Genomic DNA, 26,737 nt, shown 5'->3' on the forward strand with positions numbered 1-26,737 from the left:
GCATGCCTGGGTGATTCCGGCCATCCCGACTGAATGCGGAGAGCGATCGATCCATCACTCGGTGAGTTTATGCACACAGTGCGCGTGAGACGCGTCACAGATTGTCAGATAATCGCAGGTCAGATGCCGATTGGTAGTCGCCCGATCACTCAGCATGAGGGAACGTGCGTCCCCCGCTTAACTCTGGAGGGCCTTCCGATCGGTGTAGGGGGTGCAACACGTACCCCGGGAGCGCAACGAAGCGCGCCGGGTTCCATCTGAAAGAAGAGGAGGAGTCCGTGAGGCTTTTCAGGGCCTGGTACACGCTGGTACACCCCGGCGCCTACCGGTTGACCGCCGCAGGCCGCGGAACCTCTGTGTTCGCCGTCCGCACCGCCTCGCAGGCTCGCGCGCCGTTCCGTAACAACGCGCGCACCGCGCCGCACCGGGTCACCGCTCCGTCGCCCGAGGGGGCCCAGTGAGCGGCCCCCACGAGAGCCATGAGCTCGCCGTTCCGGGAGAGCTCCCGGAGCGTTCCCGGAAGCAGATCACCTACCAGGAATTCGTCGAACGTCACATGCCCGAGTTCATGCGCCTGGCCATGGGCCGCCTGCGCAACCTCTACGACGCCGACGAGGCCGTCCAGAACGCCGCCGTGAACATGTACGCCAAATGGACCGTCATCGAGGCCCATGCCAACCCACTCGCCCTCGCACTGTCGATGGTCCGCGCCGCCACCATCGACTACTACCGCCGCCGAGCCCGCCTGGCGGGCCGCGAGATCCCGCTCCCCAACTCCGGACTGCCTCGCACACCTTCAGCCGACGATCTGCTGGAACTGCGTGGATACGACCGGCTCGACCAGGCCCGGGCCGCCCTGGAGGAACGCGCCCCCAAGCAAGCCGAATGCGTCCGGCTGCGCTACCTGGAAGAAAAGAACTCCGCCGAGATCGCCGAGTACCTCAACATCAGTCCCGGCGCAGCCAAAGCCAATATCTACCTCGGTCTCAAAGCCCTGCACGCTCTCATGGATCTCCCCGAACCGGGGAAGAGAGGAGATTCCTGATGCTCGAAGAAACCCTGCGCGCCGAAGCGCAGGTGCTTCACGACATGCTCAGCACCCACGACACCGACGACTTCATGCAACGCCTCTTCGCACGGATCGACCAGACACCCACACGGCCGCAGCGAGTCCAGATCGGCCCCGCCGATCCTTCGCCGCACCGCTCCACCCGGCCCGCGATCCGGCGAGGCATCCGCCGCCGATCCGCACCCTTCACAGGATCCGATCCCGCCGACCGGCCAGCAGCCTCCCTCGACCACGTCCGCCGCCTGTGTGAAACCGTCCTGCTCGCCGACGGCATCACCACACTCATGGCCGCCTTCGACCACGACTACGACGCCGCAGGTGCCTGCGCGTTCGCTTGCCTCCTCTACATCCTCGGCCGGAGGGGCAGCGCCCTGTACTGGTGGCGCTTCGCCGCCGGCGCCGACGACCCCCTCTCCGCACACGTCCTCGCCCTCTATTACGCGGGCGCCGGCCCCCTCCCCGCCGCCCGCGTGTGGTGCGCCTACTCCCGCTTCCTCGGCTACACCGCAGACAGACACCTCCCAGGACGGCTCCGTCTGTCCGCCGTACCCCCGAACTGGCAGCCCTCCCACACCGGACCCGTCAGCCTGGACCTGGTGAAGCACTTCGTGGCCGAGAAACACCTGCCCCGAGCACTCGCCCAGCACTGACACGAACACACCGGACGACCGGCGCTTCCCCTCACCGGGAAGCGCCGTACCCGCCCCGTCCCGCTGCGTTCCCTCACTCGTGCGACGGCCAACCGCAGCACCCGTTCAGCACTCCGTGATTCCAAGGACTCCCATGAGCACAAACCACCCACTGCCCAAAAGAGCGGACCGCATCACCCAGCTCCGCCGGTGGGCCTTCGCACAGAGCCGTCCTGCGGCCACCCACTTCATGCGCGGCGTCTGCTACGGCGCCGGGACCCTGGCCGCCACCCTCTTCGGACTCTGGCTCTGAAACCGGTAACGGACAACCCAGAGCCTCAACGAAGCCTGATACCAGCTGGGATTTCCGCGTACGCTGGAACCCACCTGGGGCGCAGCGCCAACCAAAGGGTTCCGCGTCCCTGGCAGGTCCCGCTCTCCACCCGCCAGGAGATCACCGCTATGAGCGCTCAGCCCACCGAACCCCTGCCGCGCCGCAGTGCCGTGATCCCCCGCGACCCCGCGTCGGTCCGTGCGGCACTCCCCGCGGCCCGTGCTGCCGGCTTTCAGGCGGAGTGGGACGCCGCGCTCGACCAGGCACGTGCCGACCTCGATCTGGCCGCTCTCACCGCCCGCCTGGAGAAGATCACCGCTGAGTACTGGGCCATCGTGTGCGCGCTGGTCTCGCCCCGGGCCGTTCAGGCCGACCAGGACAGCCGCCGCTGGCAGGCCGGCGGGGAGACTGACGTGATCTCCGTCGAGGCCGCGTTCAGCGGTCTACGCTGACGCCTGTGGCATCGACCCCCCGCTTCACCACGACCGCGCAGAGTGCTCTGCACGCACTGTCCCCCGACGTGCTCCAGCGGTACTGGACCGAGATCCAGAGCATCGCGGCCGACCCCTACGGCAAAGGCCGGCCGCTGCGCGGCATCGAAGACCCGTACGACCGTGTGCTCAGCTTCGGCGACGGCTGGATCCGCTACAGCGTCCGTCCTCTGGAAGAGCCGGAAGTCCTGATCACCGATCTCGACTGGTACACCCTGTAACCCGTACCGTTCAGATCGTGAGCGACCCCGACGGCATCTTCTCGGCCCACCGCCCCGCCCGCCTCGCTGGCGGCTTCCGCGGGCAGCCGGCCGTGCACTGCCCGGACTGCTCCTGGGCCCAAGCCGTCGACGAAGATCTTCACGGGGACTACGAAGGCCTTCTGTTCTCCTGGCACACCGAGCATCCGGACGAGGCCGTCGACCACCTCGCCCCCGGCCTCCCGGCGGGCCCTCTGGCTGTGCCCGGGTACGTGCGGTGGGACCAGGAGTACGGCCGGGCGGTCATCGGCGACACCCGTACCAGGGCCACCGTGCTGTTCAACCATGAGTGCCTCGCCATCTTCCAGTCCGTCGCCACGACCGGCGGCCTGGACCACGCCGCCACTACGAACGCACGCCGCCTGGGCATCAGCCCGGGCACAGCCCGCCCGGACATCGTCCTCATCGCTACCAACCTCTACCGCAAGGGACTGCTGCGCACGGCCCAGTAGCTCCAGGCCCCGTCGGCGGCGGTCAGTCGCTGCCTCCGGCGAGCACTTCGCCCCGGAGAGCAGCGCGTACGGACCTATCCCGGCCCGGTCTGCGGGGGCACACCTCACACAGCCCGATGTTGGGCTCCGCCAGCGCAATGATCGCTTCCTCGCGGCTGCTGTACCCGAACTCATTCGGATACAGCGAACACCCGCCCCGGTGCAGCAGTGCGGTCGACCGGGTCCGCATCGGCTGGATCTTCCACACCTGCTCAGCCCGCGCCCGCTCCCGGGCCCGCTGCTCCTGCCGTTCCTGGACTTCTGCTTCGCGGATCTTGTTCCGGGTGTGGGTGAGCTGCCAGCTCAGCCACTCCTCCAGGGCGCGGAGTTTGTCCAGGCGTGAGACGGCGGCGGGATCGGACACGGGTTTCAGAGCGCCGTGTCGGCGGCGGTGGGCTGTTCGTGGGCGTGCTTGAGCGCCATCCGCGCCGCCACGGCATCGGGGCCCGACAGCCCCTTCCAGTACGGGTGGGTGGTCACGGCGATGCTCAGCTCCAGCAGCTCGGACCGGAGCTGGGCCATCTGCTCGCGCTGCTCGTCGGTGTAGCCGGGGCTGTCGGGCTTGGCCGACCGGTATCCGCTGTGCAGCTGCTTGTCGCTCTCCCACCCGGGCATCGGCTCCGCCGACCACGGGAGGGTGCGGGCGTACTGCTCGCAGGCGGCGCGGGTCTGGTGCAGGGCGAGCTGGGCGTCGCGCAGGTCCTGGGGGAAGTCATACGAAGGCACACGTGAAGCGTACGTGAATGGAATATTTGTTCGAGTGCGGGCTGTGTTGCCGTGCGCGTAGCGTGCCTGCATCACATCTGCTTCTAGGGGCCCCGAGTGAGCGCAGAGCTGGTTTACGGGATCCGTACGGACCGCATCAGGATCACCCGGCCCGACCGCCGGGCCGAAGCGCTGGCCGGGCGGATGCTGGAGGACTCGACGGTCTTTTCGGCGGGGGAGCCGGACACCGCGACGGTGAGCGAGCTGGTGGAGTGTCCGGTGTGCGCGGCGTCCGGGGATCTGGCGCTGAGGGGGTCCTGGGGAGGGCTGGACGCGGTGGTGTGCCTGGCCGGCCGCGCCTGAGGAGGGGCGTGCCCTCATGCGGGAAGCGATCGTCCGGCTGGAAGGCCCGGCCGTTTAGGGCGTGTGCGGGTCGGCGCCGAGTGCGGTCAGCAGGTGATCGCGGGTGGAGGCGGCGGCCTCGCGCAGGCCCTGGTCCTCGTCTTGGGTGAGCGTGTCGAGGAGGACGGCCGCGGCCTGGAGGACACCGGCCTGGACCGGCACGGTGCGCAGTGAGGCGAGTGCGGCGGTCGCGGCTTCGCCGGGTGAGGCGGTGGCGGGGGCGGCGGGGATCAGGGTGCGGACGCCGCGGCCGAGGGCGGAGCGGTCACGAGAGGGTGAGGTCACCCGGTCATCCTTCCGTACGGTCCGCCGTGCGCGCTTCACCATCGGCCTGGCCTCAAGGCGTCAGTGGCCTGAGCTCTCCGTGCGCTGTGGGCGGGCTGGTCTTCCGTTGGCCGAGCTGAATGTTCACGAGAATGGACAGCGCTGGGGAGCGCCGATCGCGATCAGTCCAAGTCCGCTGAGGCCAGGGTGACCGCGAGCGCGATGTGGGAGACGGCACTCAGACAGAGCTCCGCCGCCGTGCTCGGGTCCGGGGCGGTGCGCGCCTTCTGTAGTGCCAGCAGACCGGTCACCGCCGCGGCGTCGACCGCCTCGTCGAGGATCTCGTCTACGGCGAGCTCGCCCCCAGCCGCCAGCTCGTGCACGAGAGCGACCGCCTCCTCCGGATCGGTCCGCCAGCGGGCTGTGACCTCGGTGCCGGCGCTCACCAGGTCCATCGCGGCGGCCTGCTCTACCGTCGGCAGCGGTACGCCGTTCTGACCGGACAGGTCGCTTTGTTCCATGAACTCCTGGGCCTGCGCCACGGCACACCGTGCCGCATACGTCCGTTGGGCCTGCGCCCGCTCCCACGCCATGACGGCCGGCCACCGGGCGTCGTCCTCGGCACGGGCCCTGTCCAGCAGGGCAGCGGCGGTGAGGCTGACCTGGACGCACGGCAAGACATTCACCTCGACGTTCTCCGTGCCGGGCGAGGCGGCGGCGATGGGCTGGTACACCGCGCCAGCCGCTTCGGCGCAGGCTCCGATCAGCGTGGTCAGGGCGGCGATCAGTCGTGCGTGGCGGCGACGACGTGCGGGCAGGTCCAAGCGGTTCGATGTAGCGGTCACTCCCGCACTATGTCGCGCAGCGATCCCCGGTGCTGTCCGTTCTCGTGAACATCGCCCCAGAAGTTCACCAGGTGCCTCCCGAAGTCATGACGAACTGACTTCACAACTCGGTTCTGGCACAGATCTTGGGGAGCGGTTGCGGAACGTCACCGCAGTTGTCTCGACAGTGCCCGAGCCCGGACTGAGGCAGGGGTTCGGCTATCCGTACTCAGGTCGCCGGCCCGTCGTCCTCGATCGCGACGGGCCAGCCTCTCCTGACGGTTACGGACGTATGGTCTGGCCTTGCGCGGTGCCTTCCAGCGTTGTCACATACGCCCGGGCCACCTCGGAGACAGGAGTTCCCTCGCTCCCGTCTGCGCCCATGCTTTCCAGGGTTTCCTTGATCCACCCAGGGCTGATGAGATTGATGCGAAGCCTTCGCGGCAGCTCGCTGGCCGCGTTGCGGACGAAGCCTTCCAGGCCGGTGTTGACGAGAGCCCCCAGCGAACCGCCGGCCAGCGGGGTGGAGAAGGTGCCCCCGGTCAGAGTGATGGAGCCGCCATCGCGCAGACGGTGCACAGCTCGTTGCACCAGCGCGACCTGCCCCAGCAGCTTGCCCTGTACTCCAGTCACGATCTCTTCATCCGCCGCTGACTCCAGGTCCACCAGCGGGCCGCTGGCGGCGCAGCACACCACAGCGTCGAGATCCGGCACCTCGTCGAAGAGTGCGTCCAAGGAAGACGGGTCTTCCATGTCCACCTTCACCGGCCCCCTGCGGGACCCCTTGACCACCTGATGAGAAGCCTCTAACGCGCTGGCGACAGCGCTGCCGATCGTGCCTGTCGCTCCGATCACAAGTACCTTCATGTCACCGATCATGTCAGGGTCGGTAACACACGAGCGACGACTTTCTCCGCACTGCCACAGACCCGGGCGAGCGGTTTCGGACGCCTACTGAAGCAGGATCAGCTTGCGGAGTAGTTCGAATCCGGCTCGCCCGTAGAGCTGTCTCTTGATCTTCTTGATGCGGTTGACGGCTCCCTCGATGCTGCCGGAGCTCCAGTCCAGGGTGAGCCCCGCTGTCACGGCGTCGAGGTCCCGTAGCAGGTGGACTGCGAAGCCGGTGAGGCCAGGTAGTTGGCTGGCGTCGACCGAGTTGATCCAGGCAGGGAGCGTGGCACCCAGACGGTTGCTGAGTATCTCGCCGAAGTTGCGGACGTGCCCAGCGGTCGTGTCCAGTTCGGGGCAGCGCGCCAGGACATCCTTCAGCCCGCAGTCTCTTCGCGTCATCATCCGGGGCATCCGCTCAAGGTCCGATGGCACTGGACAGAGAGGTCGCCAGGAAGCCGTCAATTCCCCACCCGCAAATAAATCCGGATGGGTTAAATAACGGGCTAAAAGTTAGGGTAAATGGTGCTAGGGTGGGTGCACGGAAGGAGATCCACCCATGGCATCCGAGGAAGAACTGTTCGCGAACATCGACGCGTTGCTGGAGGAGGAGCCGCAGCTCCCGCACCCGGCGGAGCGCGCCCGGCTGCGGGAGGCCGCCGGCATCACCCAGGCCCGTCTCGCGACCGCGCTGAAGTCCACCGTGCAGACGGTCAAGAACTACGAGAACGGCAGGAGCGAGCCCAAGGAGCCGCGGCTATCGGCGTACCAGCGGCTGCTGAACGGCTGGGCCGCGAAGTACCCCGCGCACACCGCCTCCGCCCCCGTGGCCGCGCCGCGGTCCGCTCCGGTCCCGGAGACGTTCACCGGCCCGGCCGTGCCCGAGGTACCCGAGCCGGAAACCACCGCACCGGTTCAGGCCCCCGCCGCCCCGGTCGCACCGGAGCGCCCGGCCGCCCGTCCGGCGACGTCGTCGCGCCGCCCGGCCGCGAAGAAGGCGGCGAAGCCCGCGGTGGACCCGCGCTTCCCCAACGGTCCGCTCGCCGTGCTGGACGGCGACGGTTCCGCGTACGGCGTCGACGGCATCGTGCTGGACTGCCCGGCGACCACGGTGGTGGAGCTGGTGGAGTGGACGCTGCGTGAGGCCGGCCTCGGTGCGCCGAAGCTGCACCGCAACGGCAAGGACGCCGACCCGCTGATCGTCCTGACCACGGCGGCCGCAGTGAAGCTCGGGCTGCCCGAGCGCCTGGAGGACCGCCGCGGGCTGCGCCTGGAGGAGAACCACCCGGTCGTCAAACAGGTCATCAAGGCCAAGTGGCAGCTCACCCAGCGCGGGTTCGGCCCGTGGGCCCGTATCTACCGCAAGGCCACCGGCGCCCAGCGCCAGTGCGTGCAGCTCGCGATCCTGCCCTGGGACGCCCTGGATGAGCGCTCCTGGCCCGGCGTGACGGACATGGAGCCGGCCGCCATCGCCCAGGTCCTCGGCATCTACGCCCAGAGGGTGGCCACCCCGCGCGGCAGCACCGCCGTCTCGGGCCTGGAGCTGATGACCGCGCTGCGCCCGCCGACCCGGCCGGTGCGCGACGAGGAGACCGGTAACTGGGTGTCCGGCCACAACCCGGGTTCGCTGGGCACGCAGCCGATGGACCCGGCCCCGCCGGAGGGCCAGATCGAGCACCCCGCCGTCCACAGCATCGGCTGGAAGGGCGGCTTCCTCAAGGAGGAGGCGTACCAGTGGGTGCGGTCGGTGGACAAGCTCACCTATGAGGAGTGCCTGCTGCCCTTCGCCGTGGGCCTGGACCTCAACACCGCGTTCCTTGCCGCCGCCGCCCGGTTGACGGTGGGCCTGTCCGAACCCGACCACTTCGTGGCCCCGAAGTTCAATCCGAAAATCCCCGGGTCCTGGCTGGTCGACCTGTCCCACGTGGAGGTCGACCCGCGCCTTCCCTCGCCCTTCACGCCGACCGGCGAGCGCCCGACGGGACCGGCCTGGTACCAGACGCACACCGTCGCCTACGCCCAGGAGCTCGGCTGCAACGTCGAACCGCTGGAGGCGTACCTGCGCCGCGAGACCGGGGCGTACCTGGACCCGTGGCACGACCGGCTCAAGGCCGCCTACGTCGACACTCTCGCCGACATGGGAGTCACCAAGGACCTCACCGACGCCCAGTTCCTCGCGGCGATGGAGGAGCACAAGCAGGTCGACCCGGTGCTGACGGCCGTGCTCGCCGCGATCAAGGGCACCATCAAGGGCGGCATCGGGAAACTGTTCGAGAACCCGCAGGGCAAGGGCCACAAGGACGGCGAGCCGTGGCCGGCCATGATGCGCCCGACCTGGCGCCCCGACATCCGGGCCGCCGTCATCAGCAAGGCCCGCGTCAACATGCACCGCAAGCTGGCGAACATGGCGAAGATGACCGGCATGTACCCGCTGGCCGTGCTGTCGGACTGCGTGGTCTACCCGGCCCCCAGCGCCAGCCCGCTCGACTTCCTGCCGTACGCGGCGTCCGGGAAGCCGCAGCCCGGAGCCTTCCGTCTCGGCCCCACGCCGGGCCTGGCGAAGCTGGAGGGCGTCCAGGAGATGGCGTGGGCGGTCGACCTGATGGAGAAGGGCTTCAACCCGGCCCGCCACATCAAGGGTGACGGCCACGACGCCGTCCTGGACGAAGGGAAGTGACCGTGGGGGAGATCGAGGACGCTATCGAGCGGGCCGACCGGGAAGCGTTCACCAAGGAGCCGCCGAAGACGCTCAAGGGTCAGATCGGGTACCTGCTCCGGCAGATGGGCAGCGCCAAGGCCGTCGCCCAGGAGCTCGGGGTGACAGCCGACTCCGTCAACAGGTACCGGCGCGGGGCGCGTAAGCACGCCCGGGCCGACGTCGCCTCGAAGATCGACGACGCCGTACGGCAGCGGTGGCAGCCCATGGTGCGTAAGCGCCGGCAGAAGCAGGCCGCCGCATCCGGTGGGATCACGGTGGAGACCCGGGCCCGGTTCGGCTACACGTCGTCCGCCGGATCGACCGACGACGGCCGGTTCCGGCGACTCACCGTGAAGCTCCCCGCCGCGTACGCGCAGCGCCTCTTCGACGCCCGCGACACGGGGGCCAGCGACCAGCAGATGCGTGAAATCATCGCCGAAGGGTTCAAAGAAGTGTATTTCCAGGACGGCGGCGGTCGCGCTATGGGACTGTCGGACGTGGAAATCAACGACATTGATTACCTCGACCTGGACTACTGAATAGGAGCGGAAAGTATGACCACTGAATTCTCTCCCATCGACCTCATCGACCTCGACAAGAGCCCGCTGATCGACGCCGACCACGACCCCGAGCGCATCGCCGACGCGCTGCGCAACAGCCCGCACTTCCTCGGCGCCGACGGCGAGGCCGGCGGGGACACCGTCACCTTCACCACCCCGGCCGGGGTCGGCTACGTCCTGACCCTGAAGGACGCCGAACCCACCGAAGACGACCTCCTGCCCGAGCCGGTACTGACCGAGGCCGTCGCCGCCGCGATCCTCAACCACCCGGGCTTCGTGGTCGCCAGCGCCGACGACCCCCGCGAGGACACCATCACCGTCCAGAGCCGGGGCGGCATCCGCTACCAGCTGGCCCTGGCCTACGACCGCACCGTCGACCCCGGCGCCGGAAAGGAGTCGACCCCGGCCGCCGGCGTCGCGGCCGCCGCCGACCTGGTCCTCATCAGCAACCCCAGTGACGCCGACCGCTCCGTGGCCGGACTCCTCAACTACGTCGCGGCGACCTGGGAGAAGCAGTGTGAGGTCGCACCGTTGTTGCGGTGACCGCATGCCGTTGACCTGAGGTGCCGCAAATGGATTGCGACGGGCTCTGGACCTTGCTCGGGCTGTTGCACCTGCGGTCCTGCAAGTTGGTTGAGACTGCCGCAGTTGCGGTGAGAACGCCTATTATGGCGGTGCCGGGGGAGCGTGCTGGAAGGTGATCACGGTTGCAGGTCGGGGACGCGTCCTCCCAGATGTCTGTGATAGTCATGCTGATGAGCTTGCGGAGCACCGGCCGTAGCTCGAGCAGGATGTCCCGGTTGAGGAAGCGCCATAGGCCCGCAAGCGTTCCTTCGCCGAGCACTGTTCTGTACAGGCTCATGCGCTGGCGAGGCAGGTCCAGTTCGAGGGTGCGCAGTCCGGACCACGCGATGTGCGGGGGCAGCTCCACCATCCCGTGACTGGGCACCGTCAGGTCATCGAGCCTGGATGGCAGGCGTTGCTTGTACCTGGCTCGCCGTGACGACGCGACGCAGTTGGGGCCGTCGTAATGTCCACTGCCCTTAAGCGCGGTGGCTCTCTAGGGGCTGCGCAGACTGCTGCGCATGGCCGTAACGGCTGGGGCGACAGCCGGTAACGTGAGGTTCGCAGCTCCAGGCCCGCCGAGGGGCCGTCATGCTGCACCATCAATGAGGTTATGCTCCCTCGCCCAGGCTGTGAGGGCGCCTCTGTTGCGCTCAGTGAAGCCGGCGGTGCGCAGTTGCCCGTCCGTGGTGATCAGCCCCGTTTCCGGGATGCCGTAGGCGTGAAGGAGTTCGTCGGCCAGTACAGCGGTGGCCTGGAGTAGGCCACTGTCGTGGTCTGCTACGTCATCAAGCAGCACGGTGGCTTCGGAGTAGGCGTACTCGCACGGCTGCGTGCTGGTTTCCAGGCGTCGCCCGACACCGCTATGCAGGCGGTCAACGGTCATGGGCAACGGATCGCGGTACTCCGCGGCCGTGTGCATGGAGACATCGGGATGGGAACCGATGTCATTCACCAGCACAGCCCTGACCATGGCTGTCCCGCTGGCCGCAGCCCGGTCACGGGCATGTCCAGCCAGGAACGGCAGCGCGCACAGCAGCTGGTAGACGACCTCCCCCAATTCGACGAACTGCAGATCGACGTCATCGCCTCGGATCTTCGATTGGTGCGTGTACAGGGGGAGAACGATCGCTGCGCTGCCGTCACGATGTAGTTCCGCCCGCGCACCATGGTCCCCTCTGCTCTCCTGAGCGATCAGCCGACGCGCTCCAACCGTGGCATAGCCGAACACGCGTGCCCCTGCCCGAGGTACAAGTCCGCGCCCAGGAGTTCCACCCGGTATCGCTCGAAGGTGCTTGCGTTGACGATCATCTCGCCCGGAATCTCAGGAACCAGAGCAACGATGAGGTGCGGAGTGGTGCGCTCCACGACGGCCATGACGATGTCGCTTTCCACATCGGCCAGTCGCTCATCGCGCGCGGCTGCTGCTGTGTACCGGGCCCGGTACGCGGTGGCCACCACTGTTTCGGTGAGCCACTCCGTCTGGCTCCCGCCCCGCCGGGGTAGCGCAGAACGTCTCTCGAAGCTTTCGTCGGAGCGGCTGTCACGGCATGCGGAGCCTGCGGGCTGCGAGGAACGGCCAGGAGGAGGAAACCAGTGCCAGCAGCGTCGGGCTTCGGCACAAGCATCGGTTCGTAAGGGACCGGCGGGGCCGTATTGTTCGCGATCACCTGACGCATACGCCTCAAGTGGTGGTCATCGAGGTCGACGCCACAAGCCAGGCTCGGCACCCCCTTGGCCTCCGCCATGCCGAGGATCAGGACGCCTCCTCGGTGGTTGGCCAGAGCGGCAACGTCCTTAGCCAGCTCCTCTTTGCCTTTGTCGCTGGACTCGTAGTGATCCCGCTTATAGTCGAGATCCTCCGCTTCGGCCGCCTCAGGATTACCTACCAGGCTCTCGATGTCGTGGTAACTCAAGTCGTCCAGCCGCGCTCCGAGCAGATCTTCCAGGCGCCGTGATCGCATCACCATGTAAGAAGAACTATCTTCGGGGCCCCACCTGCCGCAACACCTTTGGTTATGCGCTGGTCAAAGGGGCCGATCCGACAGCGCGAGATACGAGGGTCCGTGCCCGCTGGCGTACGGCACAGCCCCTGCTGCAGCATTCCTGTGGCTCGCCCGCGATCACGGCGGGCGGCTGATTGTCAGTGGCGAGCCGTAGGGTCCCTGTCATGAGCGACAAGGAGGTTGGCCACGACGAGCTGATCCGCAGGATGGAGGGGGACCACGAACTGCTGGCGGCTCCGTCAGCGACGGCCCTGCCGCTTACGGTGTCAGCACCGCTGCTGCTCAACACGGGAGATCTCCAGTGGGAGAACGTTGAGCACTTGGTGGCGTGGCTGGCACGACGGGTGGAAGGCTGGGAGGAGACCTGGCTTTACGGGGAGCGAGGACAAAACCAGCACGGCATCGACGTGGTCGGTGTGACAGGCCAGAACGCGGCGGTCTTCCAGGCCAAACGTCTGAAGAAGTTTACCCAGGTCGACCTCGAGCACGCGGTGGACCGCTACGCGCGGGGTAAGCGGCCCTTCGGGGCCCGCCGACTGGTCGTGGTCACCACCCATGACGCGAACCGCACGGAGATCAGCGAGAAGCTGTTCGAGCTACGCGCCACATACTCGGACCTCCAGATCGAGTTGTGGAACCGCAAGCAACTGTCGGACCTGCTGCGCCCGCACCCGGACATCGTGACCGCGTTCTTCGGAGCCGCCACCACCCAGCTGTTCTGCCCAGCACCCCCGGCTCCTGCGCTCTCGCCTGCAGAGGCGAACGAGGGGCCCGATGCGCAGGCCCTGCTGCGGGGCCCGGTCGCCCATCTCGGGCTGGACGGGGACCTCGCCGCCGCAGACCAGGCCCGGCAGGAACATCCCGCGACGGCCGCCACCGCATACGGGCGGATCGCCGAGCAGCTGGAACAGACCCTGTACCGCCCCTACGCCCGGACGCTGCGCGCCCGGCAGGCCTCGGCCCTGCATGCAGCCGGTGATAGCGACGCGGCCGTGCGTGTGGACCTGGCCCGGATGGCCCGCGATCTGGTCGAGGACCGTGCCTTCGAAGCCCGCGCCACTCTGATCCGCCTTGCGGAGAAGCACGTGGAGGCGGACGATGCGCTGATCCGCACGGTGAACACCCTGGGAAGCCTGGCCGAGTTCGAATTCGAGCACCACGTCACCCTCGACGACGTCGCCGCGCACTTCGACGCCCAACTGGACGACGACCCCAGCGTGCTCCGGGCAGCCACCCTGTTCGCCGAACACGCCCTGGCAGAGCGCCGGACTGAGCTCGTCACCCAGCGGGCACAACGCTTCACTGCGATCACCGAGACCAGCGGCACCAGCGACCTGGACACCGCCCGTTTGCAGGCGTGCCTGGCCGACGCCGACCCCACCGGCGATGCCTGGCGCGAGCTGCACCGCGCCGCCCGGCATACCTACCCAATTCCCATCCGTGGTTTGCTCGCTGCCCGCCGCGCCCGCTTCCTGGCTACCACCGGGGACATGCACGGCGCCGTCGACGGCTACTACGACGCGGTCGAGCTTGCACTGGCGGCCCGCACCCACCAGGACGCAGGGGAATGGCTTGCTGCCCAGCGCCTGGTCCTTAGTCGCACTCCACAGGCCCTGAAGGACCCCGAGAAGATCTTCAGCGCCCACGGCTTCGAGCAGGTCCTGCGCCAGGCCAGCCGTGACAGCGTTCTGCCCGCCCTCCAGGACACCCGGGCATCGGCCATGTTCGAACTGGTACGAGAGAAGTTCCACGACGCCCGCCAACACCTGTTGCAGTACCGCCGGCGTGCCGTCGCCATGGGCAGTTGGGGACACCAGTGCGAGGCCGAACAGCTCCTGGCCCGGCTACATATGAAAGTCGGAAACACCGCCACGGCGATGACCCACCTCATGAATTCCGGTGTAGCCGAAAGCGCCAAGGCTGTGCGCACCTTCATCCCGGACCTGCCTGCCCAGGCGCTGGCCTGGCCCGCACCCCAGGACCTAGCTACTGAGGTTGAACTGGGGATGTCGTGCTGCTGGTCAGGCGGGTCGGATGGTCAGGCCGGTCTCGGTGAGACAGCCGTCTATGAGATGGCTGCGGTACTGGATGTGCCGCAGGCCGCGCCGGACGGTCTGGACGAGGTGTTCCGGGGTGCTGAAGGCGACGTTCGAGAGCCATCCGCGTCGTAGGAGCGACCAGATGCCTTCGACGGGGTTGAGGTCGGGTGCGTAGGGCGGCAGGTAGTGGATGGTCAGCCAGTCGCGGGTTTCGGCGAACTCTCTCAGGCCGGCTGCTTTGTGGACGTTGAGGTTGTCCCAGATGAGGACGATGGGGCCGTCGAGCTGTTGGTGGGCGGCGTTCAGCAGGTCGCGGTAGTCGCGCCAGGAGAAGCTCTTGCGCCCGTCACGGTTGCCGTCGTCGCGGCGGGGCCGGTAGATCAGCCTCGACCGGTGGCCGGGTTTGTAGCAGGTCAGCGCTGCTATGGATATCCGGCGGCGGGAACGGCCCCGGACCCGCACCACCGGGGTCCGGCCGCGTGGTGACCAGGTCTTTGCGTGCGGCGGCGTCATGGAGAAGCCGGCTTCGTCCTCGAAGACCAGCCAGGCCCCACGGGCCGCCGCTAACCTTCCGCGCGGGGCCACACCTCCTTGACCCACCCCGCGACCGCATCATCGTCCCGCTCCATCGCTCTGCGGGCCGGTACCTGGCAGGACCAGCCGTTGCGCACCAGCAGCTTCCGCACGCCCTGGATCGTGTACGTCAGGTGGAAGCGCCGGCCGATCACCGTCTTGACCCGGGCCAGCGTCCAGCGCTGGTCCCCCCAGCCATGCGCGGCCGGCCCCTTGGCCAGCTCCGCCTCCAGCTGAGCGAACTGCTTCTCGCTCAGCCTGGGCAGTGGCGCCGGCCCCTGCGACCGCAGGGATCGCGGGCCGTCCTCGGCCCACGCGTGACGCCATCGCTGGACCGAGCGGACACTGACCCGCAGATCTCTGGCGATCACGCTACTACCCTCGCCCAAGGCGAACCGCTCGGCCGCCTGGAGCCGTAACTCTTCGCGGAACTGCTGTCGTTCGGCGGTCAGCCCGCCCCCTTGTGGATACCGCATACCTCCGTGATACCGCAGCCACCGGCCAGCCGTCACCCCTTACGACACCACGAGTTCAGCCTCAGTAACCGGGGTAACGGACCGTGGAGTCCAAGATGGTGATATAGGCACCCGATGCAGTAACCTCGGTAAGCTCAATGGAAACCAGGGTGTAGCCGCCAACATAACTCGGAAGCGTGTAGCCGAAGTCCTTGCTTGAACCGGTTCCCCGCCCGCAGGCGGTGCGCTCCTCCGTGTGGGCGAATGATGAGACATTCGCTTGGATCCGAACCTTCACGCATCCGGTGGTGTTCGACTTCACCGTGCCGGACAATTGCACTGTTCGGTTGTGGAAGGTCACGGTGCCTTGCGAATAGCCGCCGGTGGAGCCTGCGTTCCCGACGTAGTAGTTCTGTGGCACGGCAGCGGATGCAGGGCTCGCGCTTACGCTGAGCAAAGCTGCGGCGCAGGCGAAGGAAGCTATGACGGTTCTCGTGGGTCTCATAACGCAACATCTCCGCGGCCGAACTGGCGTCTGAACTGCGGATAGTAGCCGATGGCACGTCAGGTATGTAAGGGCACCAATTGCCCCCAGAGGGCGTTAAGTCCGTTTCTGGTAGATATCTCGTACGAGCTGGGCGCGGAAGCCTTGGCGGGTGTGGTGTCTGAGGCGGCTACGGGTGGCATCCAGGGCCGGGTCGTTGACTGGCATACCAACTGGCGATCGTATGCGGCCACGTCATCAGGCGATCGCTTTTGGTCCACGCCCTCGCGGGGCTGGTCTTCCTCATCATCAGGTTCGGCAAGGTCTCCCTCATGCTTTACGGCATGGCGCCCCTTGAAGCCGTTCTGATCTCCTGGTAGAGCATGGGTCGCTACCGTTCGGCCGGCCCCGCCAAAAAGACCGGCGATGAACTCAGAAACCAGGGCGCAGAGACGATCTGACCGGCCGCCCCTCTCTGCCAGCCTTGGGTGAGACATCCCGCTCTGTCGGGTTAGCCTGAGAGGGTAGGACAGGAGAATCGCCCCTTATGACCAGCACTGAACCGGTCGGGTCCGACCCGGCACCGAGGCCGAAGCGCCGCACTTTCACCTCGGAGTACAAGCTGCGGATCGTCGCTGAGTACGACGCGGCGCCCAGGAACGAGAAGGGCGCGGTCCTGCGCCGGGAACGGCTCTACCACTCGCACGTCAAGGAATGGCGGGCCGCCCGGGACGCCCGGGCCCTGGAGAACCTGGTCGACCGCCGCACGAGCCCGGCCCGTGGGAAGAAGTCCGCCGCGGAGGTGGAGAACGAGAAACTGCGGCAGCAGGTGGCACGGCTGGAGAAGGACCTGGCCCGGAACAGGGCCGCACTCGAGGTGATGGGAAAAGCTTCCGCGCTCTTGGAAATGATCTCCGAGAGCGCGGACTGAAGCCTGCCGCAGTCCCTGTCGTGGACGAGGCGTTCACCGGCGTCGAGGTTCAGCTGGGCATCACGGCCGCGTGTCGGCTGACCGGTCGCTCACGTGCCACGCACTATCGCAGCCTCAAGCCCCCGACAGTCCGCGCACCCCGCTCCCACGCGCAGGTGCAGCCCTCGGCCCTGACGGACCAGGAGCGCTCTGCCGTCCTGGAACTGATGAACAGCGACGAGTACGCCGAACTGGCGCCCGCCCAGATCTGGGCCCGCGAGTTGGACGCCGGCCGCTATTACTGCTCCGTCTCGACGATGTACCGGATCCTGCGCGAGCAGGGTCAGTCCGGTGAGCGCCGACGGCAGGCCGCTCATCCCGCCAAAGCAGTGCCCGAGCTGGTCGCAACCGGACCCTCGCAGGTGTTCACCTGGGACATCACCAAGGCGGCCGGACCGGTCAAGGGCACCTGGTATCACGCCTACGTCATCATCGACATCTTCAGCCGCTACATCGTCGGCCACACCGTTGAGCGGGCCGAATCAGCGGTGCGGGCCGAGGAGTTGATCCGCGAGACCATCATCCGCAACGGCATCGTGCCCCAGACCGTGCACGCCGACCGCGGCACCTCGATGACCTCCAAGAGGGTCTCGCAGCTGCTGGTCGACCTCGGCGTCACCCGGTCGCACTCGCGGCCGAAGACCTCCAACGACAACCCCTACAGCGAGGCACACTTCAAGACCACGAAGTACATGTCCGACTACCCCGAACGATTCGACTCGCTGGCCCATGCCCGCGAGTGGTTCGAGGCATTCATCGCGTACTACAACCACGAACACCGGCACTCGGGCATCGGCTGGCACACACCGGCCAGCGTGCACTTCGGCACCGCCGAGGAGGTCCGCGACCAGCGGGCCGTCACCCTCGCCGACGCATACATCCGCCACCCCGAACGCTTCGGCCGCCGCCCCCGACCACCCCGGATACCCCAGCAGGCATGGATCAACGACCCAGCCAAGCGCAGGGAACCCGCACCACAAACCTCATAGCATCACGACCGTCTCACTGGACTTGAAATCTTCCGCGCAGCCCTTTCCACCGACACTCCTGCGAGCCTCTTACCCACAAGCAAGCGCCAACAAGGCGCCTGCCCGTCCGCATTCCTGTCAGGGGAAGCAGCCGGGCGGGCTCCGTGGAACACACGCTACCGACCTCCACTGACCGCTATCTACACCTGGCCACCTCCGTCCCAGGACACTCACGAAACGTCACCCGATCGAGGGTGGGGCCATAACAATCCGGGCGGATTCCAGCAACCGTCGCAACACCTGGTCACTCGACTGTTGCGATGAGCCTACTGAAGTGGTGGGCCGGAGTCTGCCAGCCGAGGGTCTTGCGAGGGCGGTCATTGAGTTCAAGTGCGACGGCCGCGAGGTCGGCCGCTGAGTGGACGGACAGGTCGGTGCCCTTCGGGAAGTACTGGCGGAGAAGACCGTTCGTGTTCTCGTTCGTCGGCCGCTGCCAGGGGCTGCCGGGGTCGCAGAAGAAGACCGGGATGTTCGTGGCGCGGGTGAACTCATCGTGACGGCCCATCTCGCTGCCCTGGTCCCATGTCAGCGAGCGTGCGAGCGAGGGAGGGAGGTCCGTGAAGGTGCGGACGAGGGCGTCTCGGACATGCTCGGCGCCGCGACCGCCGGGGAGGTGAACGAGCTTGACGTAGCGCGTCGTGCGGTCAACGAGAGTGCCGATGGCGGACCGGTTGTCCTTGCCGATGATCAGTCGGGTAGCGGGGACGCATTACTGCGTCCCCGCCCCCTCAGAACCGTGCAAGCAGCTATTCACCGCACACGGCTCAAGCAAGCCCCAGAGGCTCGCTGGCAGGCAAAAGTACTGGACTCGTTGTCGCAGCGGCTCCATTCCGCCGCTGACAATGGGTGTGGAGTAGACGGAGTCGTTGACCGTCCGGCGTGCTCCCGTCCGGGAAGGCCATGTATTGCTTGGAGATCGCCTTCCGGATGACAACCCGCCACGCTTCCCATTCTTCTGGGCTTTGTGGCGGATGGTCGGCGTGCAGTAGGAGCCCTCCGCAGATCGAGCAACGGCCGTGCTGTGCCTGTAGAAGACGCACGGTCATGGCGTCGACTGGTAGAGAAATTCCCTTGCGTCGCCGCTGAGCCCAATATGACTCCAGGGCTGGGTCGTCCGGGGACGCCTTCCCCTTGACCAACTGGTGCCGGACAATCTTCGTCCAGGAGAACTTGATCAGGTAGGCACCGCTGTCGCGGTCACCGAACACCCACCGGTCGTTCCTGGACCTGTTGAACCGGCCGAAGTACTTGTCAGATATCCAGTGCTTCGGCTTGTTCGGGTGACTGTGCTTGGCCCACTTGTAAGCGAGCTTCCACATGTGATTGTCCAGCGCCGTGAAAATCTCGCTGGACACCACCGTCCGGTAATAGGCCGACCAACCCCGCGTGATCGGGTTGATCTTCTTGAGTACCGCACCGGCGTTAGCTCCTCGCAGGGCCACCATTTCGGTACTGAGCCGTTCCCGTATCCGTCTCTGAGCCGCTGCGCTCGGTTTGATCAGCAGTTTGCCGTGATAGCGGCGGACGTTGAACCCCAGGAAGTCGAATCCGCTCTCCGCGTGGACGATGCGTGTCTTGTCCTCGTGGAAGGCGAGTCCCCTGGGCGTCAGCCATGCGGCCAGCCGTTCCTTGACCTGCTCGGCCTGTTCACGGCTGGTGCACATTGCGACAAAATCATCTGCGTATCTCACCAGCACGGGGCTGCCGCTCTGTGCACTCCCGGCATCTCTGCCGGTGGTGTAATAGCGGACCCCTGCGGCTTCCTCCATTCCGTGCAGGGCCACGTTGAAGAGCAACGGGCTAATCACCCCTCCTTGCGGAGTTCCCTCCTCTGTCGGGGCGAACCGGCCTCGATCCACGACCCCGGCCTTCAGCCACTGACGGACCAGTCCCCGGGCGGGGAAGGTGCCGAGAGCGGCCATCAGCCGGGCGTGGTCGATGCGGTCGAACGCCGCCTTCAGGTCTGCGTCGAGCACCCATACACGCTGCGGGTTCTTCCCATTGAGCGTGGAGTAGATGGCACCGATCGCGTCGTGACAGCCGCGGCCGGGCCGGAAGCCGTACGACTTCGGCTCGAACCGTGCCTCCCACTCGGGTTCCAGTGCACCAAGTGCCACAGCTTGCAGGCACCGGTCAACGATCACGGGAATTCCGAGGCCGCGCTTCTTCGTAGTCCCCGGTTTGGGGATGAACACCCTCTTGACGGGCTTGGGAATCCACAGTCGGGCGCGATGCTGGACCCATTTGGCCAATTCGGCCTTGGACTGGGAAAGCAACACGACTTTTCCGTCGACTCCCGCCGTCGCGCGTCCAGCGTTGATCTCCGTGACCCGTCGCACGCTCAAGAGCGTGTTCGCACGGGACCGGAGCATCAGCTTCTGCAAATTGCGGACCTTCTTCAGGTCCCCTGCCTGCGATGCCGTGAAGATTCTCTGCCGCAGACGCCGTACGTCCTCCTCGACCCGCCGCCAGTCAATCGACGCCCAGTCCAAGTCTTCGCCCTCGGGTCCGTTCACCGGCACAGATGCAGCCGGAAGGACCGAAGCCGCCCCGTCCGCTATCAGCATGGTGTCCAACTTATCCCTCGGTTCCGTCGTCTTTATCCAGCGATTCTGCACAGGCTCACCCGGCCCACGTCAGCACCCTTTCGGGCCCGGGCAGTACCCGTATCCGGACGGTTATGTGGGGCGACCGGCGGAGAGTCCGATCGTCTGCCCCGGTTTCCCGTTTCCTTTCGGCTTCCGGCGTTGGCTTCTTGGGCCGTCCTGTTCCCGCTGGGGAGTTGAGCCTTCCTTACGGTCAGCCGTCCGAGCGAAAGCGGCCCGGACCCCAACGGGGTTTCCACGTTCCACACGAATGAGATACGACCGGGGTGGGTGCTCCCTTTACCCCGAGGCGGCGGTGTCCACCTGGCCGGAGTGACCTCTACCGGCCAGCGCCTGCCGCTTCTCAACGGCTAGCCATGCACCCTACTCACACATTCCATCGGCGGGGATTGGGATCACGAGGCATCATCGGGAGTTCAAGCACTTCACCCGTCCGGTCTTCCCCTTGCCGGTAACTTCCGGATGGAACGGAAGTCCTTGGGCTTTCCCCTGAGCTTCGCACCACTCCGTTACCGGAATCGCACGTCAAGGGCGGGGACGGGTCATACGGACACGGAACCGTGACTGCACCTACAGCTTCATCAACTGCCTCTCCAATCGGTCAGTCCACTCAAATTCGTGCAACTTCGTGTCGCACAGTCTCCCTCCCAATGGCCGGGGACGGCCCGGCCGGCGGCTTCGGCGGGGCGTTCTTTGATGGTCAGGCCGGTGATCCTGAACCGGGTGAGGCGCTGGTCGGGGCGGCGACGCTTGCGCCGATGCTTGCGCCGGGTCCGTAGCTGGCCCGGCGCGCGGTCCAGGCCGCCGCGGTGAGGTAGGTAGATCGCCTGGTAGATGGTCTCCGTGGACAGATGACGTTCCGGCTGACCGGGAAACGCGGCTGGCAGTGCTCGGCTGATCTGCTCCGGGCTCCAACGTTTACCCAGGTGCAGCTCGACGAACTCCTTCAGCTCTGGATCGCGTCGGAGCTTTCCTTCCTTCGACCTCGCCCGCCGGGCCACGGCCCGGCGCTGTGCCTGGAAAGGCTGGTAGGCGCCGGTGGCGGGGTTGCTGTTGCGGTGCAGCTCGCGGCTGATCGTGGACGCGTTGCGGCCCAGCCGACGGGCTATCGACCGCAGAGAGTGGCCCGCGCAGAGCAGGTCGGCTATCTGTACGCGCTCGTCCTCGGACAGGAAGCGGTCGGAGACCCTGCCGTCCTTCTTCTCTGCGATCGGCGCGTAGACGTAGTCCTCGCCGGTCGCAGCCTTCACCGTCCGCCCGTAGGTCCAGCGGTAGCCCGTCTTGCGGTTGACACCGACCTCTCGGCAAGCAGCCGAGTTGCTCATCCCTTGCGCCATGAGCCGAAGGTAGCGATCACGCTTATCTGCCAAAGCAGCAGGTCCACGCGTTTTAACTCCTCGACGCTTCCTCGTCATTGCAACACCTTTGGGGTCTTGTGTTGCGACGAGATCTAGAACTCACCTCGTTCTAGTGGGGCCAAAACTGCCCGGCGAAAACACCCGGCGAAGTCAGTGACCTTCGGCGCCGCGACGCCGTCCACCCACACCGTGGTGTCGCCAAGCTCGTCCAGCCACTCCAGGTGCGTGAACAGGCGCTTGAAGTGCGACCAGCTCGGGCCCTGGGCAGTCTGCTTCAGCCGGTTGAACTGCGTGGTGCCGTCGCTGTCGCGCTCCTCCATCAGCCGCAGCATCCCCGCCTGCTCGGCGAGGCTCATCCGGTCGTGGATGCCGCAGCAGATCGAGGCGTTCACCTCTGTGCGGATCGTGGAGGTCATCGTGTCGAAGGTGGAGAACGCCGGCAGTTCCAGCCCGGCCGCTACCACCTTCTCCAGCGCGATATTGATCAGGTCGGCGGGGCGGTTCTTCGACGCGGCCTCCTTACGGATCGCCGCCTCAGCGATCTGCCGTGCCTGGGACTGCTGGTACTTCGTCCCCAACCGCTGGCGCACCTCCGTACGCTGCCGCTCAGCAGTGCGGCCCGTCTCGTGCAACGGGAGCGTGCCCTCCGGCAGCTCGACCGTACGGCGGACGAAGTCGACCACCATCTCCGGATACTCGTCCGGCTTCGGGAACCGGCCCATCCGCTGATACGACCTCAGCGCCAGCAACAGCGCGAGCTGATGGCCGTCGGAGTCCATCCGCTCAGCGGCCCACGCAGCCTCCTCCCGCGTCGGCGCGAAGAAGAGATGCAGCTCATGCGCGGTGATCAGCCGCTTGAACCGCGGGTACGCGGTCCGCTCGATCGAGGTCGCAAGTCCCGCCCCAGGCCCAGAGATCAGTCAGTATCAGCACCAACGACCTTTGGCCGAACGGGTGACGGGCACCCTCGGACCGAACCCCAAGATCAACAACTGGCGGCTTTTGGGCTTACCTCGGCGCTACCCCCTCGCAGGGGCGATGAGGGCCCCCGGCCGGTACGGGCTCCTGCTCCTGGACCCGATGTTGTGACCCCTCGCAGGGGCGATGAGGGCCGGTGGTGGTGATGGTGGTCATCGGGGCTCCCTCGGTGGGTTGTGACCCCTCGCAGGGGCGATGAGGACTTCAGGACGCGATCGGCATGCAGCGTGAGGAGACGGCGTTGTGACCCCTTGCAGGGGCGATGAGGACCGTGCCCGCCTCGGACGGCAGCACGAAGAAGCTGATGTTGTGACCCCTCGCAGGGGCGATGAGGACGGCGTCCTTCGGTACGGCGAACACCACCCCGTACACGTTGTGACCCCTCGCAGGGGCGATGAGGACCCGCGTGACCCGGGAAGTATTCACCATTACCCACTGGTGTTGTGACCCCTCGCAGGGGCGATGAGGACCCACGCCCACCCACCGGCCCAGCTCCGCCACCCAGATGTTGCGACCCCTCGCAGGGGCGATGAGGACACTGCTCCAGCGCGGCGGTCCCGGCCGCGTAGCAGAGTTGTGACCCCTCGCAGGGGCGATGAGGACCTTCCTCAGGTGCGGCGGCAGCGGATCATCCATGCCGTTGTGACCCCTCGCAGGGGCGATGAGGACACGGTCAGGCTGCTGGTGTCGCGGGTGTCCACGTCCGGTTGTGACCCCTCGCAGGGGCGATGAGGACCCGCAGGTGGGGACAACAGTGAGCCTCCGGGAGGATGTTGTGACCCCTCGCAGGGGCGATGAGGACCGCCGGGGCACGCGTCAGCATGTCCGGCTGGTACCGGTTGTGACCCCTCGCAGGGGCGATGAGGACGCCCGCGCAGGGCGGCCCGGAGGACGTGCCCGCGCTGGTTGTGACCCCTCGCAGGGGCGATGAGGACGGAAAGTAGGCGGGAGTCTCGGGCTCCTGCACGGTGGTTGTGACCCCTCGCAGGGGCGATGAGGACCCGCGTTCTCCAGGTCGGGGCTCTCGCGAACCCCGCGTTGTGACCCCTCGCAGGGGCGATGAGGACCGGGGTGACGCGGGCACAACTGGTGCAGGTCCTCAAGTTGTGACCCCTCGCAGGGGCGATGAGGACCTGCCCGACCGGCGTCAGCACACCGAGCTCGGCCAGTTGTGACCCCTCGCAGGGGCGATGAGGACTTGCGCAGCTCGTTCACCTGCTCGTAGAAGTTGACGTTCTGCTGCACAGGCAGGGCGGGAGCCCGGCCGGCACCGTGGCCGACCACGGCGTACCGGTAGGCCTCCCCTGACACATCCTCGCTGTCCAGCCAGTTGAGCTGACTCCAGGAATCCGGATCGATGCGCTGTTCCACCTTGGGCAGGTCCAGCAGGGCCAAGTACCGGTTGAGACAGTCCGCCAGTCTCCTGATGTTGTGCGTACGCAGACGCTTGTCCAACTGGTCGGAACTGAGGTCTTCTTCTCCTGTGTAGCCCTCGCGCAGCACGCACTGGGCGGCCTTACGGATCAGCCACTTCAACGACAGTTCGATGCTGTGTCGGTAGTTGTAGAGGATCGGGAGGGGCAGCCGGTCGTCCGGGCCGCGGGCGATCCAGTATCGGGCAGCGGTCTCGGCCACTCTCAGATAGCCGCCAGCGAGGGCCAGATCGTCCTCACTGGCACCGCCCCAGACGGCAATCTCGGCACTCGCCCAGCGGGGTCGGGGCAGGCTCAACCGGTCTTCTGCTTCTTCCATCCCGTCAGGATGGCAATCGCTCGCCTCATCCACTACTGCTTTGGCAACTGCCCGGCGCCTCAGCGTCCCCAAGCGCCGAGGTCGGCATCGACATCTTCTGGGCGACGCCGAACCCTCAGCATCGACGCGGACTGCGAGTCGAACGTCTACCGATTACATTCGGTGACCAAGGCTTGCCAACTAAGCTGCTGCTTCTTTGCCAACTACGCAGCGACACATCCGTCAGACCAGCGACAAGCTGCGCCGCGATTTGCCAACAAGACTGCATGGTCACACCTGATGCGCCTGACCGGCGAGCGCCAGACCGACCTCGCCGACGGGATCGGGCTGAGCCAGACCCAGATCAGCCGCAAGCAGGCCGGTACCGCCGCGTAGTCCCTGACCGATGTCGACCGGCTGTCCGCCCACTACGGCATCCCCGTCCCCGACCTCCTCGCCGGAGTCGACCGCGCCGTCCACTGCCTGCCCGTACGGCGCCGCGCACCCGCACCCGGCGCCGCCCAGCTCACGATCAGCCCCGTAACCGTAGGCGCCGCCCGGCCCGGACGGTTGGTTCGGGCCAGGCGGCGGGAGGTCAACGAGGTCAGTCGGCCGGCGTCCATGGGGGATCCGGTGTGCTGTTGATGGCGCCGCAGTTCCAGCAGTCCCACTCGTCGGGCAGCTTGTACAGCTCGCTCCAGAACCCGGTCGGTTTCCCCCACACGACGCAGTCCGCCTCGCAGTCCCAGCACTCGAACTCGAAGTTCACGTGGCCCTCCATCCCAAGGGGGTGCGGACCGGAGGCTGCCGCACCCCAGGGGTGTGTCGTCAGGCGGGTCCGGTGCCGCTGTCGTCGGCGTCAAGGTTCGGGCCCGGTACCGGTTCCGGGGCGGGGTGCGGGCGCGGTTCCGGCTCCGTACCCGGATCGGATGCGGTCTCGCTGTCCGTGGCGTCGGCGGGGGAGCGGTCGTCGAGGGTGATGGTGACCTGCTGGCCGCGCGGGGTGAGTCCGGCCAGGCTCACCTCGATCCGTTCGTACACGGTGTCGGCGAGCTCCTGGTCCCCGTCTCCCTCCTTCGCGGTGTGCCGCAACTCGTGGAGGCTGATGAGCAGGGCGATGAGCGAGCGCCCGGACAGGGCGACCCGGATCCGCTCGTCTCCTTCGGCGGCGACCTGCGGCGGGACCCGGAAGTGGCGGTGCCCTCCGGCCTGGGCGGTGATGAACTCCCAGATGTCCCGGTTGCACAGCAGGTCGACGGAGGAGACCCGAGCGGCTTCTTTGAGCAGCGCGGTGTGCTCCTTACTCACCACAGCCGTCTCGGCCTCCTCGGACGGCCGGGGGCGCAGCTCGTCCAGACCGGCGTGCAGGGCCGTGGTGCTCTCGTCCAGTGCGGCATGCAGGCCCGCGGTGCTCTCGCGCAGAGCGGCGAGTTCGTCGCGGGTTTCCTGGCGGTCGGCGGCGACCTGGTCGCGGAGCGCGGTGACGGCTTCGTGAAGTTCGCCGGCCGCTTCGCGGAGCTGGCTCCCGATGGCGTCCTGGATGGCGGCCTGCTCGCTGCTCTTCTCGTCGGCCGGCTCCGTCCGGGAGTTCAGGAGCGGGGCCAGTTCCTCGGCGAGGACCTCGCGGACCAATTGCTGGATCGTCTCCGCCGTCAAGGCCTCGGCGCCGGCGGAGACGTTTTCCCCGTCCTCGGGAGCCGGATCGGCGGCGGGCGGAGCGTCCGACGTGGCGGCGGCTTCCAGCTTCTTGACCGGGGCGAGCTCCGGCTGGGCACTCGGGGAACTGGCCGGGGGTGAGGTCACCGCGTCGTTGTCGGCAGCCTCCACCGAGGAGACGGGGCCGGCGGTCCGCTGCTCGGGCACGACGTTCAGCAGCGTTCGGGTGGGCTCGGTGCCGTCGGCCGACGGTGTGATGACGGTGCTGTACCGGGCGGCGGGTCCGACGGTCGGCGCGGACGTCACCGTTTCGGTGAGCGTGTTGAGGGTGGTCTGTACGCCCTCCAGGAGCACGCGGAGCTGCTCCAGCTCCTGGGTGGGCGTGTCCTGCCGGCTCTCTGACGGCCGGGCCAGAAGGACGTTCTTCGTGTCCCTCAGTGCTCTGGTCATGGCGGCGAGCTCCTGGACCGTGCTCTGGTGGGTTGTCGCGTTGGCAGCTTTCACGTCGTCGAGCCCTCGGTCGAGGGATTCGCTCAGGGTGGTGCCGGTGTGGAGCATCGCCTGGTGAAGCATGGTCAGGCCGCTGGAGGCGTCCTCGCCCTCGGGCCCCTTCTTGCGGTTGTTCACGCCACCTCACTATGAGTAAACGTACTGTCACAGCGGTACTTTCCTCC

Annotated in this window: 30 protein-coding genes, 2 pseudogenes and 1 CRISPR repeat array; of the genes and pseudogenes, 14 read left to right on the top strand and 18 right to left on the bottom strand. The window is 67.2% G+C overall.

What is annotated here, in order from left to right:
• Window positions 1–278 precede the first annotated feature (278 nt).
• The 7 genes from PZB75_RS30135 to PZB75_RS30165 all read left to right on the top strand — a co-directional run bounded on the left by PZB75_RS30135 (window position 279) and on the right by PZB75_RS30165 (window position 3,235).
• Window positions 279–461 (top strand): hypothetical protein, encoded by a 183-nt coding sequence (locus PZB75_RS30135; RefSeq protein ID WP_275538462.1) that lies wholly within the window; start codon window positions 279–281, stop codon window positions 459–461.
• Window positions 458–1,045: an RNA polymerase sigma factor gene (locus PZB75_RS30140; RefSeq protein ID WP_275538463.1), complete on the top strand. Its 588-nt coding sequence runs from the start codon at window positions 458–460 to the stop codon at window positions 1,043–1,045. The genes PZB75_RS30135 and PZB75_RS30140 overlap by 4 nt, the downstream gene beginning before the upstream one ends.
• Window positions 1,045–1,719 (top strand): hypothetical protein, encoded by a 675-nt coding sequence (locus tag PZB75_RS30145; protein ID WP_275538464.1) that lies wholly within the window; start codon window positions 1,045–1,047, stop codon window positions 1,717–1,719. The genes PZB75_RS30140 and PZB75_RS30145 overlap by 1 nt, the downstream gene beginning before the upstream one ends.
• A gap of 133 nt (window positions 1,720–1,852) precedes the next feature.
• Window positions 1,853–2,011, top strand: coding sequence for a hypothetical protein (locus PZB75_RS30150; protein ID WP_275538465.1), 159 nt, complete (start codon window positions 1,853–1,855; stop codon window positions 2,009–2,011).
• Window positions 2,012–2,160: 149 nt separating this feature from the next.
• A complete protein-coding gene (locus PZB75_RS30155) occupies window positions 2,161–2,484 on the top strand; it encodes a DUF6247 family protein (protein WP_275538466.1) in 324 nt (107 codons plus the stop codon).
• A gap of 5 nt (window positions 2,485–2,489) precedes the next feature.
• Window positions 2,490–2,744, top strand: a complete 255-nt coding sequence (locus tag PZB75_RS30160; protein WP_275538467.1) for a hypothetical protein — start codon at window positions 2,490–2,492, stop codon at window positions 2,742–2,744.
• A gap of 17 nt (window positions 2,745–2,761) precedes the next feature.
• Window positions 2,762–3,235 carry a hypothetical protein gene (locus tag PZB75_RS30165; RefSeq protein WP_275538468.1) on the top strand — a complete coding sequence of 158 codons (474 nt, stop codon included), beginning with the start codon at window positions 2,762–2,764 and terminating at the stop codon, window positions 3,233–3,235.
• A 22-nt stretch (window positions 3,236–3,257) separates the two neighbouring features.
• On the opposite strand, the gene PZB75_RS30170 is transcribed toward PZB75_RS30165, so the two are convergent.
• Together PZB75_RS30170 and PZB75_RS30175 are read right to left on the bottom strand one after the other, a co-directional pair.
• Window positions 3,258–3,638, bottom strand: coding sequence for a DUF6233 domain-containing protein (locus PZB75_RS30170; protein WP_275538469.1), 381 nt, complete (start codon window positions 3,636–3,638; stop codon window positions 3,258–3,260).
• Between the two features lie 5 nt (window positions 3,639–3,643).
• On the bottom strand, window positions 3,644–4,000 hold the full coding sequence (locus PZB75_RS30175; protein ID WP_275538470.1) for a hypothetical protein: 357 nt from the start codon (window positions 3,998–4,000) through the stop codon (window positions 3,644–3,646).
• A gap of 96 nt (window positions 4,001–4,096) precedes the next feature.
• Here PZB75_RS30175 and PZB75_RS30180 point away from each other — a divergent pair, with 96 nt between their 5' ends.
• Window positions 4,097–4,342, top strand: a complete 246-nt coding sequence (locus tag PZB75_RS30180) for a hypothetical protein (protein WP_275538471.1) — start codon at window positions 4,097–4,099, stop codon at window positions 4,340–4,342.
• Between the two features lie 54 nt (window positions 4,343–4,396).
• Here the strand turns inward: PZB75_RS30180 and PZB75_RS30185 are convergent, their stop codons facing one another.
• The 4 genes and pseudogenes from PZB75_RS30185 to PZB75_RS30200 all read right to left on the bottom strand — a co-directional run.
• The gene (locus PZB75_RS30185; protein ID WP_275538472.1) at window positions 4,397–4,666 is read right to left on the bottom strand and encodes a hypothetical protein; all 270 of its coding nucleotides are present in this window, start codon (window positions 4,664–4,666) and stop codon (window positions 4,397–4,399) included.
• 161 nt (window positions 4,667–4,827) lie between these two features.
• Window positions 4,828–5,490, bottom strand: coding sequence for a hypothetical protein (locus PZB75_RS30190; RefSeq protein WP_275538473.1), 663 nt, complete (start codon window positions 5,488–5,490; stop codon window positions 4,828–4,830).
• Window positions 5,491–5,751: 261 nt separating this feature from the next.
• Window positions 5,752–6,336 carry a short chain dehydrogenase gene (locus PZB75_RS30195; RefSeq protein WP_275538920.1) on the bottom strand — a complete coding sequence of 195 codons (585 nt, stop codon included), beginning with the start codon at window positions 6,334–6,336 and terminating at the stop codon, window positions 5,752–5,754.
• Between the two features lie 84 nt (window positions 6,337–6,420).
• Window positions 6,421–6,738, bottom strand: a pseudogene (locus PZB75_RS30200) (transposase); the annotation flags it as partial.
• Between the two features lie 178 nt (window positions 6,739–6,916).
• Here PZB75_RS30200 and PZB75_RS30205 point away from each other — a divergent pair.
• From PZB75_RS30205 to PZB75_RS30215, 3 genes are read left to right on the top strand one after another with little or no spacing between them, the layout of a single operon-like run.
• The gene (locus tag PZB75_RS30205; RefSeq protein ID WP_275538474.1) at window positions 6,917–9,034 is read left to right on the top strand and encodes a helix-turn-helix domain-containing protein; all 2,118 of its coding nucleotides are present in this window, start codon (window positions 6,917–6,919) and stop codon (window positions 9,032–9,034) included.
• Between the two features lie 2 nt (window positions 9,035–9,036).
• A complete protein-coding gene (locus PZB75_RS30210) occupies window positions 9,037–9,594 on the top strand; it encodes an XRE family transcriptional regulator (protein ID WP_275538475.1) in 558 nt (185 codons plus the stop codon).
• Between the two features lie 15 nt (window positions 9,595–9,609).
• Window positions 9,610–10,158 (top strand): hypothetical protein, encoded by a 549-nt coding sequence (locus PZB75_RS30215; RefSeq protein ID WP_275538476.1) that lies wholly within the window; start codon window positions 9,610–9,612, stop codon window positions 10,156–10,158.
• Window positions 10,159–10,768: 610 nt separating this feature from the next.
• Here the strand turns inward: PZB75_RS30215 and PZB75_RS30220 are convergent.
• Complete coding sequence (locus PZB75_RS30220) at window positions 10,769–11,410, bottom strand: hypothetical protein (RefSeq protein ID WP_275538477.1); 642 nt, start codon at window positions 11,408–11,410, stop codon at window positions 10,769–10,771.
• Complete coding sequence (locus PZB75_RS30225; RefSeq protein WP_275538478.1) at window positions 11,374–11,637, bottom strand: hypothetical protein; 264 nt, start codon at window positions 11,635–11,637, stop codon at window positions 11,374–11,376. Before PZB75_RS30225 ends, PZB75_RS30220 begins: the two co-directional genes overlap by 37 nt.
• A gap of 233 nt (window positions 11,638–11,870) precedes the next feature.
• Here PZB75_RS30225 and PZB75_RS30230 point away from each other — a divergent pair, with 233 nt between their 5' ends.
• Entirely contained in the window at window positions 11,871–12,137 is a 267-nt protein-coding gene (locus PZB75_RS30230) for a hypothetical protein (RefSeq protein WP_275538479.1), read from the top strand.
• A 2,069-nt stretch (window positions 12,138–14,206) separates the two neighbouring features.
• Here the strand turns inward: PZB75_RS30230 and PZB75_RS30240 are convergent.
• The 3 genes from PZB75_RS30240 to PZB75_RS30250 form a co-directional block, all read right to left on the bottom strand.
• Window positions 14,207–14,737, bottom strand: a complete 531-nt coding sequence (locus PZB75_RS30240; protein ID WP_275538921.1) for a transposase — start codon at window positions 14,735–14,737, stop codon at window positions 14,207–14,209.
• Window positions 14,738–14,787: 50 nt separating this feature from the next.
• Entirely contained in the window at window positions 14,788–15,273 is a 486-nt protein-coding gene (locus PZB75_RS30245; RefSeq protein WP_275538480.1) for a winged helix-turn-helix domain-containing protein, read from the bottom strand.
• Window positions 15,274–15,334: 61 nt separating this feature from the next.
• Window positions 15,335–15,673 (bottom strand): hypothetical protein, encoded by a 339-nt coding sequence (locus tag PZB75_RS30250; protein ID WP_275538481.1) that lies wholly within the window; start codon window positions 15,671–15,673, stop codon window positions 15,335–15,337.
• A gap of 610 nt (window positions 15,674–16,283) precedes the next feature.
• Here PZB75_RS30250 and PZB75_RS30255 point away from each other — a divergent pair.
• Both PZB75_RS30255 and PZB75_RS30260 read left to right on the top strand, forming a co-directional pair.
• The gene (locus PZB75_RS30255; RefSeq protein WP_275533213.1) at window positions 16,284–16,667 is read left to right on the top strand and encodes a hypothetical protein; all 384 of its coding nucleotides are present in this window, start codon (window positions 16,284–16,286) and stop codon (window positions 16,665–16,667) included.
• A 20-nt stretch (window positions 16,668–16,687) separates the two neighbouring features.
• Window positions 16,688–17,695 (top strand): IS3 family transposase, encoded by a 1,008-nt coding sequence (locus PZB75_RS30260; protein ID WP_275533212.1) that lies wholly within the window; start codon window positions 16,688–16,690, stop codon window positions 17,693–17,695.
• Window positions 17,696–17,978: 283 nt separating this feature from the next.
• Here the strand turns inward: PZB75_RS30260 and PZB75_RS30265 are convergent.
• The 7 genes and pseudogenes from PZB75_RS30265 to PZB75_RS30295 form a co-directional block, all read right to left on the bottom strand.
• Window positions 17,979–18,425 (bottom strand): annotated as a pseudogene (locus PZB75_RS30265) (IS30 family transposase); the annotation flags it as partial.
• A 73-nt stretch (window positions 18,426–18,498) separates the two neighbouring features.
• Complete coding sequence (ltrA, locus tag PZB75_RS30270; RefSeq protein WP_275538482.1) at window positions 18,499–20,301, bottom strand: group II intron reverse transcriptase/maturase; 1,803 nt, start codon at window positions 20,299–20,301, stop codon at window positions 18,499–18,501.
• 620 nt (window positions 20,302–20,921) lie between these two features.
• Window positions 20,922–21,677: an IS30 family transposase gene (locus PZB75_RS30275; RefSeq protein WP_275538483.1), complete on the bottom strand. Its 756-nt coding sequence runs from the start codon at window positions 21,675–21,677 to the stop codon at window positions 20,922–20,924.
• 113 nt (window positions 21,678–21,790) lie between these two features.
• Window positions 21,791–22,618, bottom strand: coding sequence for a DUF4158 domain-containing protein (locus PZB75_RS30280; protein WP_343286287.1), 828 nt, complete (start codon window positions 22,616–22,618; stop codon window positions 21,791–21,793).
• 103 nt (window positions 22,619–22,721) lie between these two features.
• A CRISPR array of direct repeats spans window positions 22,722–23,874; the repeat unit is 21 nt; unit sequence CCCCTCGCAGGGGCGATGAGG.
• Between the two features lie 824 nt (window positions 23,875–24,698).
• A complete protein-coding gene (locus tag PZB75_RS30285) occupies window positions 24,699–24,887 on the bottom strand; it encodes a hypothetical protein (protein WP_275538484.1) in 189 nt (62 codons plus the stop codon).
• Between the two features lie 124 nt (window positions 24,888–25,011).
• On the bottom strand, window positions 25,012–25,176 hold the full coding sequence (locus PZB75_RS30290; RefSeq protein ID WP_275538485.1) for a hypothetical protein: 165 nt from the start codon (window positions 25,174–25,176) through the stop codon (window positions 25,012–25,014).
• 59 nt (window positions 25,177–25,235) lie between these two features.
• A complete protein-coding gene (locus PZB75_RS30295; protein WP_275538486.1) occupies window positions 25,236–26,690 on the bottom strand; it encodes a hypothetical protein in 1,455 nt (484 codons plus the stop codon).
• Between the last annotated feature and the right edge of the window lie 47 nt (window positions 26,691–26,737).

The organism is Streptomyces sp. AM 4-1-1 (genome assembly GCF_029167625.1).
GTDB lineage: Bacteria > Actinomycetota > Actinomycetes > Streptomycetales > Streptomycetaceae > Streptomyces.

What these genes read in the sequence shown, in the direction of transcription:
- PZB75_RS30145 (WP_275538464.1), top strand. Translation starts at nt 1,045, where the DNA reads ATGCTCGAAGAAACCCTGCGCGCCGAAGCGCAGGTGCTTCACGACATG.
- PZB75_RS30240 (WP_275538921.1), bottom strand. Translation starts at nt 14,737, where the DNA reads ATGACGCCGCCGCACGCAAAGACCTGGTCACCACGCGGCCGGACCCCG.
- PZB75_RS30205 (WP_275538474.1), top strand. Translation starts at nt 6,917, where the DNA reads ATGGCATCCGAGGAAGAACTGTTCGCGAACATCGACGCGTTGCTGGAG.
- PZB75_RS30255 (WP_275533213.1), top strand. Translation starts at nt 16,284, where the DNA reads ATGACCAGCACTGAACCGGTCGGGTCCGACCCGGCACCGAGGCCGAAG.
- ltrA (WP_275538482.1), bottom strand. Translation starts at nt 20,301, where the DNA reads ATGCTGATAGCGGACGGGGCGGCTTCGGTCCTTCCGGCTGCATCTGTG.
- PZB75_RS30150 (WP_275538465.1), top strand. Translation starts at nt 1,853, where the DNA reads ATGAGCACAAACCACCCACTGCCCAAAAGAGCGGACCGCATCACCCAG.
- PZB75_RS30215 (WP_275538476.1), top strand. Translation starts at nt 9,610, where the DNA reads ATGACCACTGAATTCTCTCCCATCGACCTCATCGACCTCGACAAGAGC.
- PZB75_RS30155 (WP_275538466.1), top strand. Translation starts at nt 2,161, where the DNA reads ATGAGCGCTCAGCCCACCGAACCCCTGCCGCGCCGCAGTGCCGTGATC.
- PZB75_RS30195 (WP_275538920.1), bottom strand. Translation starts at nt 6,336, where the DNA reads ATGAAGGTACTTGTGATCGGAGCGACAGGCACGATCGGCAGCGCTGTC.
- PZB75_RS30275 (WP_275538483.1), bottom strand. Translation starts at nt 21,677, where the DNA reads ATGGCGCAAGGGATGAGCAACTCGGCTGCTTGCCGAGAGGTCGGTGTC.
- PZB75_RS30245 (WP_275538480.1), bottom strand. Translation starts at nt 15,273, where the DNA reads ATGCGGTATCCACAAGGGGGCGGGCTGACCGCCGAACGACAGCAGTTC.